The organism is Devosia sp. (assembly GCF_036406155.1).
Taxonomy (GTDB): Bacteria; Pseudomonadota; Alphaproteobacteria; order Rhizobiales; family Devosiaceae; genus Devosia_A.
In genome coordinates this window covers 1-6,902 of record NZ_DASWVV010000068.1, presented here as the reverse complement: position 1 = coordinate 6,902, position 6,902 = coordinate 1, and the positions used below count along the sequence as shown (strand labels likewise).

Here is a 6,902-nt window from a genome sequence, read left to right as displayed (position 1 = left end):
GGGCGCAGCGGCTGCTGCAGCAGGCCGAAATCATCGTCCACGACCGGCTGGTGCCGGCGGACATCATCGACATGGGGCGCCGCGACGCGACGCGCGTCGTTGTCGGCGACCGGGAGCCCGTGGCGCTGCTGGTACGATTGGCGCGGGAGGGCAGGCGGGTGGTCCGGCTCAAGGACGGCGATGTCACGGCGTTCGGCCGCGCCAGCGAGGAACTCGCGGCGCTGCGCCGGGCCGGTGTGGTCTGCGAAGTGGTCCCCGGCGTCAGCGCGGCGAGTCTCGGCGACTGGTCGGCGGCTGCCGGCATCGACAGGGCGGCATGATGGAAATCCTGACCGGCAACGAGCTCCTGTCGGGCGCCACGGTCTATCTCGACTGCCATGGCAACTGGGTCGCGGATCTGCAACAGGCGCGGCTGTTCGGTCCCGACGAGGCCGCTGCCCGCGACGCGGCGATGGCGGCGACGAAAGCGACCATGCGCATCCTCAGCCTTGAGGCCGAAACCGTGAAGATTGCCGGCGGCGTCATCGTGCCCGACCGCATCCGCGAACGTATCCGCGCCGCCGGGCCGACCGCCCCGGCCTTGCCGCGCCAGCCCCTGGGGGACGACGGCCATGTATCGATATGACGAGTTCGACGCCGCCTTCGTGCGCGAACGGCGCCACCAGTTTGCCGACCAGGTGCGCCGCCGCATCGCCGGGGAACTGACCGAGGACCAGTTCCGGCCCCTCAGGCTGATGAACGGGCTCTACCTGCAGCTGCACGCCTACATGTTCCGCATCGCCATCCCGTACGGCACGCTACGCTCGCGGCAATTGCGCAAGCTCGCCCATATCGCCCGCGCCTACGATCGCGGCTACGGCCACTTCACCACGCGCACCAACATCCAGTTCAACTGGCCCCGGCTCAAGGATGTGCCGGCGATCATCGAGCACCTCAACGAGGTTGAGATGCACTCGATCCAGACCTCGGGGAACTGCATCCGCAACACCACGACCGATCAGTTCGCCGGCGCCGCCGCCGACGAGATCATCGACCCGAGGCCGATCGCCGAGATCGTCCGGCAATGGTCGAGCCTGCACCCCGAGTTCTCCTACCTGCCGCGCAAGTTCAAGATCGCGTTGACCGGCGCGCCCGCCGACCGCGCCGCCGTCAAGTTCCATGACATCGGGCTGCGCGCGGTCGCCGGCGCCGGTGGCGATATCGGCTGGGAGGTGTGGGTCGGCGGCGGCATGGGGCGCACGCCGATGGTCGCGAAACTGATCCGCGATTTCGTCCCGCACGCGCACCTGCTCGCCTATCTCGAGAGCATCGTGCGCGTCTACAATCGCCACGGCCGGCGCGACAACAAGTTCAAGGCGCGCATCAAGATTCTCGTGCACGATATCGGCATCGACGTCATGCGCGAGCAGGTGGAGGCGGAGTTTGCCGCCACGCGGGACGGCGTCCTGACGCTGCCGCAAGAGGAACTCGACCGCATCGCCGCCTATTTCGCCCCGCCACCCTTCGTACCGCTCGCGGCCACGACGATCGATGTCGCAGGGGAGAAGCGCCGCGACCCGGCCTATGGCCGCTGGCTCGATAACAACCTGCATCCCCACCGCCAGCCCGGCTACGTTTCCGTCACCGTCTCGCTCAAGCCCATTGGGGGCGCCCCTGGCGACGCCACGGCAGCGCAGATGGAGGCGGTGGCCGCGCTCGGCGAGCGCTACTCCTTCGACGAAATTCGCGTCACCCACGAGCAGAACCTGGTGCTGCCCCACGTGCAAGCCGCCGATCTCAGGGCCGTCTATGACGGCCTCGCGACCGCTGGCCTGGCCGAGGGCAACGCAGGCCGGATCACTGATATCATCGCGTGCCCGGGGCTGGATTTCTGCGCCCTGGCCAATGCCCGCTCGATTCCCATTGCCCAGGCGATAGGGCGGCGCTTCGCCGATCCCGGCCGCCAGGAGCAGATCGGCGAGCTGAAGATAAAGATCTCGGGCTGCATCAATGCCTGTGGTCATCATCATGCCGGCCACATCGGCATCCTCGGGGTCGAGAAGAAGGGGACCGAACTCTACCAGATCACCGTCGGCGGCGACGGCACCGAGACCGCCTCGGTCGGCACCATCCTCGGGCCGGGCTTCGTGGCCGATGAGGTGCCGGCGGCCATCGAGCGCCTCGTCGATGCCTATCTCGCCCGGCGCCAAGGCCCGGCCGAACGCTTCATCGATGCGTTCCGCCGGCTTGGCGAAGCCCCGTTCAGGGAGGCTCTCTATGGCAATGGCTGAGGCTGCCGCCCGCCCCGCCGCGGTGAAGCGCGACCGGTTGCGCGCGCTCGGGATCATGGCGCTCAACGGCATGTTCGACGAGTTGGACGGGCCCGGCGTACTGCGCCAGGCCACCGAACTGCTGCCGGGTGAACTGGCGATCGTTTCGTCCTTCGGTGCGGATTCGGCCGTGCTGCTGCACATGGTGGCCCAGGTCGATCCGGGCCTGCCGGTGTTCTTCCTCGATACCGGCAAGCATTTCCCCGAAACGCTCGCCTATGTCGAAACGCTGAAGGGGCACCTCGGGCTCGGCAACGTCTCCGCCCTCGTCCCCGACGAGCGGGATATCACCCGCTTCGACCCGCGCGGCGAGTTGTGGGAGACCGACCCCGATTCATGCTGCCATGTGCGCAAGACCGAGCCGCTCGACATCGCGCTCGAGGGCTTCGGCGGCTGGGTCACCGGGCGCAAGCGCTACCAGACGAAGGAACGCGGCGTGCTGCCGCATTTCGAGTTGACCAGCGACGAGCGCATCAAGGTCAACCCGCTCGCCTATTTCACCGATGCCGATGTCACCGAGTACAAGGCCCGGCACGGCCTGCCCGAGCACCCCTTGTTCGCCCGGGGTTTCAGGTCGATCGGCTGCGCCCCGTGCACCACCGTCGTGGGCGAGGGCGAGGATCCGCGGGCCGGCCGCTGGCGCGGCCTCGACAAGAAGGAGTGCGGCATCCACTTCGACGTCAACGCTGCCATCGCGAGGCCCGTACCGGTGGCCGAGCTGACGCTGTTCAAGGACGGTGGCTTTGTCGCCGATCCGTTCCGGGCGTGGGCCGACGGCGACGATCCGGCCGGGGTGCGCTATACGCACGTGCCACTGCCGGTCTTCCTCGCCAACCGCGATGCCGTGCTCGCCAACCCGCACCCGCTCGGCCTGCTCGTCGCCCCCGGTGATCGCGTCGAGGTCGTGGCGGACGACCTGTCCCGCTTCGCTTCGATCGCCGTGCTGTTTCCAGCCTTTACCGATGGCCGCGGCTACACGTCGGCGCGACTGCTCAGGGAGCGCTATGGCTACCGGGGCGAGATCCGCGCCACCGGCGACGTGCTCGCCGACCAGATCGCACTCATGCGCCGCTGTGGCATCAATGCCTTCGTGGTGACCAACGGGCCGACGCGCAAGGCGCTCGCGAACGGGTCGCTGGCCACGGTCGATATCTTCTACCAGCCGGTGGGGGGCGCGGAAGTGCCGGTGGGCACGCGCCCCTTCCTGCGCCGCGCGCGCGAGTCGGTCTGATCTGGATCATGTACCGCACCGCCGACCTGGGCCATAAGGGGCCGGACCGGTACGCCGGGGGCCGCTTCCGCCGGCATGCGGTGCATCGTCTCCCTCCCCTTGCGGGCAGGGTAAAAGTGTGGGGTAAGGAGCCCCACCGCCATTCGAGAACAGAGATCAAATGTCCGGAACTGAAATTGTCACCGATGTCGTCGTGATCGGCGCGGGTCCCGTGGGCCTGTTCGCAGTGTTCGAACTTGGGCTGCTCGACCTCAAGTGTCACGTCATCGACATCCTTGACCGTCCCGGCGGCCAGTGCACCGAGCTCTATCCGGAAAAACCGATCTACGACATCCCCGGGTTCCCGGTGATCTCGGGGCAGGGACTCACCGACAACCTGATGAAGCAGATCGCTCCGTTCGGCGCGGAGTTCCATTTGAGCCGCATGGTCACCGGGCTCGAAAAGCTCGGCCATGACGGCTTTCGCCTGACCACCGACGCCGGCGACGTGTTCAGGGCCAAGGTCGTGGTGGTGGCGGCGGGCGGCGGCTCCTTCCAGCCCAAGCGTCCGCCGGTTGACGGCATCGAGGCCTACGAGGGCAAGTCCGTCTTCTACTCGGTGCGCCGCATGGATGATTTCCGCGACCAGGACGTGGTCATCGTGGGCGGCGGCGACTCGGCCCTCGACTGGACGCTCAACCTGCAGCCCATCGCCCGCACGCTCACCCTGGTGCACCGGCGCGACGCCTTCCGTGCCGCGCCGGATTCGGTCAACAAGATGAAGGCGCTGGTGGCGGAAGGCAAAATCTCGCTGGTGATCGGCCAGGTCGCCGGCCTCGAGGGCGAGGACGGGCAGCTTTCGGCCGTCAATTTCAGCACCGAGGCGGGGGAAGTGCGGGTGCCGGCGACGCGGCTGCTGCCGTTCTTCGGGCTGACCATGAAGCTGGGGCCGGTTGCCGACTGGGGCCTCGAGCTCAACGACAACCTGATCGTCGTCGATACCGAGAAATTCCAGTCCTCGGTGCCCGGCGTCTTCGCCATCGGCGACATCAATTCCTATCCCGGCAAGCTCAAGCTCATCCTGTCGGGCTTCCATGAGGCAGCGCTGATGGCGCAGGCCGCCAAGAAGATCGCTTCGCCGGGCGAGAAGGTCATCTTCCAGTACACCACCTCCTCGACCAAGCTGCAGAAAAAGCTGGGGGTCGCCTGACGGGTTGCCTCCGGCAGCGACCCTCCCCACATGGGCCTTGGAGTTGCAGATGAAGATTTTCGTCACCGACCAGAAGGGCGACCAGCACGAGCTCGAAGGGCTCGACGGCTGGCGCGTCATGGAAGTGATCCGCGACTGGGGCCTCGACATCAAGGCCGAGTGCGGCGGCGCCGCCACCTGCGCCACCTGCCACGTCTATGTCGACGAGGCCTGGCTCGACCGCCTGCCGCCGCCCAGCCACGAGGAGGAGGATCTGCTCTACACCGCCCCCGACGCGCAGCCTAACTCGCGCCTGTCCTGCCAGATCCTGCTCAGCGACGAACTCGACGGGCTGCGTGTCACCCTCGCCGACAGCGCCGCCAAGGACGCCGAGGCGGCGTAGGGAAACCCGCGCGGCCGTCATCCTCGCGCTTGTCGCGAGGACCCAGACCCGGCGCCACGTCAGTGGCACAAGTTTGCCTCCCCGACGCTCCACCTGGTCCTCGGGCTCGACCCGAGGGATGACGGCTCCGTGGGTGTAGAGAACACCTGCTCCCCACGTGTCCAGCGGGCCGGCGGATACCCCAGCCGCGTACCCCCCATTCATCTGCCGTTCAGCCGTGCTCCGCTATCGCCGCCCGCTTCGCCGGGGGGCGCAGATGTGAGGGAACGATGGATCTTTTCTCGATAGTCAAATTTCTGCACGTTGCCGCCGCGATGGCCTGGGTCGGCGGCGGCCTGACCCTGTTCGCGCTGGTGGTGTTCGCCGAGCGGACCAGGGACGAGGCCGAGATGATGCGACTCCTGGGTGCGGTGGGCAGCATGGGCGCGCGCTGGTTCCTGCCGGCATCGGCGCTGACGCTGGTGTTCGGCCTGGTGATGACCTTCCTCGGCAATTTGTGGACGGAGTTGTGGATCATCCTGGGCCTCGCGGGCCTGTTCGCCTCGTTCCTGCTCGGCCATTTCGTGTTGCGCGTGAAGGCGATGGAGGCCGGCCGCCTCATGGGCGAGGGCAATCTCCCCGCTGCCGCCGCCGTCGGCCGCGGCATCCTGGGCATCGCCAAGTTCGACTATGTCCTGCTGTTCACCGTGGTCGCCGACATGGTGCTGCGTCCGCAGTGGCACCACGTCGCGACCCTTGGCGTGTTCGCCATCGCGCTGGCCGCCGCCGCCTGGTGGTTCCTGGGCTCCGGCCTGCGCACCGCCGACGCACAGCCCGCCTGCGCGGCGGGCCCCGTCTAGCTTTTCTCCCGGCCCGTGACGTTGGCCAGGTCGCCGATGAAGTCCTTGACCATCGGCTGGCGCTGCGTCTCGAAGGGCAGGGGGCGCACCACGCGCATGGCGGCGATGCCGACGCGCACCGTCATCAGCCCGTTGACCAGGCCCTCGCCCAGCCGGGCGGAAAGCTTGGCGGCGAGGCCCTGGCCGACAAGCTGCTCGACGACGCCATCGGTCAGCACCAGCCCGCCGGTGACGGCAAGATGGGCGAGGATGGCGCCGAGCAGCCGCCAGGTGCCGAACAGGCCGGGCCGGGCGCCATAGAGCCGGGCGATGTCGGCGCCGAGCCGCACGCTCTCGTAGATCACAAAGGCGACGTCGATCAGCGCCCGCGGCGAGACTGTGGTCACCAGCGCCACGCGGCGGGCGGAGGCGGCGGTCAAGGCCCTGGCGCGGGCATCGAGCGGGGCCATCAGCGTGCGCTCGCACAGCCGCACGATCTCGCTGCCGTCGAAGATGTCGGGGGCGTCCCGGTCGAGGTGGTCGCGGGCGCGGGCGAGGTCGGGGCGCGCCTCGTAGACGTGTTGCAGCGTGCGCAGGATGGCCCTGCCGGCGTCCCGCTTGTCGCTGAGGAGGGTTTCGGCGGCACGACGCCGCAACTGGTCGAGCGTTTGCAGACGTCGCAGCGCCAGCATCTCGCGGACAAGCAGCGCGGCGAGCGCCACGACGAACAGCGCCAACACCGCGAGGCCGGCCCAGCCCAGCCACTCGGCTCGTGCAAACAGGTCGCGGATCAGTCGGTCCGCGGCAATGCCGAAGGCCAGCGACAGGAGAACGCCGCCGCTCGCCCAGGCGAGGCGGGCGAGACGGTTGGCGCGGCGCGGCGCCACCGGCGGACCGCCGTCCGCATCCGGCGCGTCGACGATCGGCTCGATCGCCGTCGGCAGGTCGCGCGCCACGGTCGGCGCGAAGGCCC

General features: G+C 68.6%; 8 protein-coding genes. 7 read left to right on the top strand and 1 reads right to left on the bottom strand.

Annotation, left to right across the window (positions count from 1 at the left end; genetic code table 11):
- The 7 genes from VGD93_RS04290 to VGD93_RS04260 all read left to right on the top strand — a co-directional run.
- Window positions 1–320: uroporphyrinogen-III C-methyltransferase (locus tag VGD93_RS04290; protein WP_395009528.1), on the top strand; the 320-nt coding region annotated here is incomplete at its 5' end.
- Window positions 317–625 (top strand): DUF2849 domain-containing protein, encoded by a 309-nt coding sequence (locus tag VGD93_RS04285; RefSeq protein WP_395009526.1) that lies wholly within the window; start codon window positions 317–319, stop codon window positions 623–625. The genes VGD93_RS04290 and VGD93_RS04285, both read left to right, overlap by 4 nt.
- Window positions 612–2,270, top strand: coding sequence for a nitrite/sulfite reductase (locus tag VGD93_RS04280; RefSeq protein ID WP_395009524.1), 1,659 nt, complete (start codon window positions 612–614; stop codon window positions 2,268–2,270). Before VGD93_RS04285 ends, VGD93_RS04280 begins: the two co-directional genes overlap by 14 nt.
- On the top strand, window positions 2,257–3,540 hold the full coding sequence (locus VGD93_RS04275) for a phosphoadenylyl-sulfate reductase (RefSeq protein ID WP_395009522.1): 1,284 nt from the start codon (window positions 2,257–2,259) through the stop codon (window positions 3,538–3,540). Before VGD93_RS04280 ends, VGD93_RS04275 begins: the two co-directional genes overlap by 14 nt.
- 160 nt (window positions 3,541–3,700) lie before the next feature.
- Window positions 3,701–4,729, top strand: coding sequence for an NAD(P)/FAD-dependent oxidoreductase (locus VGD93_RS04270; RefSeq protein WP_395009520.1), 1,029 nt, complete (start codon window positions 3,701–3,703; stop codon window positions 4,727–4,729).
- A 49-nt stretch (window positions 4,730–4,778) separates the two neighbouring features.
- The gene (locus VGD93_RS04265; RefSeq protein ID WP_395009518.1) at window positions 4,779–5,111 is read left to right on the top strand and encodes a 2Fe-2S iron-sulfur cluster-binding protein; all 333 of its coding nucleotides are present in this window, start codon (window positions 4,779–4,781) and stop codon (window positions 5,109–5,111) included.
- Window positions 5,112–5,380: 269 nt separating this feature from the next.
- Window positions 5,381–5,950: a DUF2269 family protein gene (locus VGD93_RS04260; protein ID WP_395009516.1), complete on the top strand. Its 570-nt coding sequence runs from the start codon at window positions 5,381–5,383 to the stop codon at window positions 5,948–5,950.
- Here VGD93_RS04260 and VGD93_RS04255 read toward each other — a convergent pair.
- Window positions 5,947–6,902, bottom strand: a 956-nt coding sequence (locus tag VGD93_RS04255) for a YcjF family protein (protein ID WP_395009514.1), incomplete at its 5' end; no start/stop codon positions are given. The two genes, VGD93_RS04260 and VGD93_RS04255, sit on opposite strands and share 4 nt — an antisense overlap.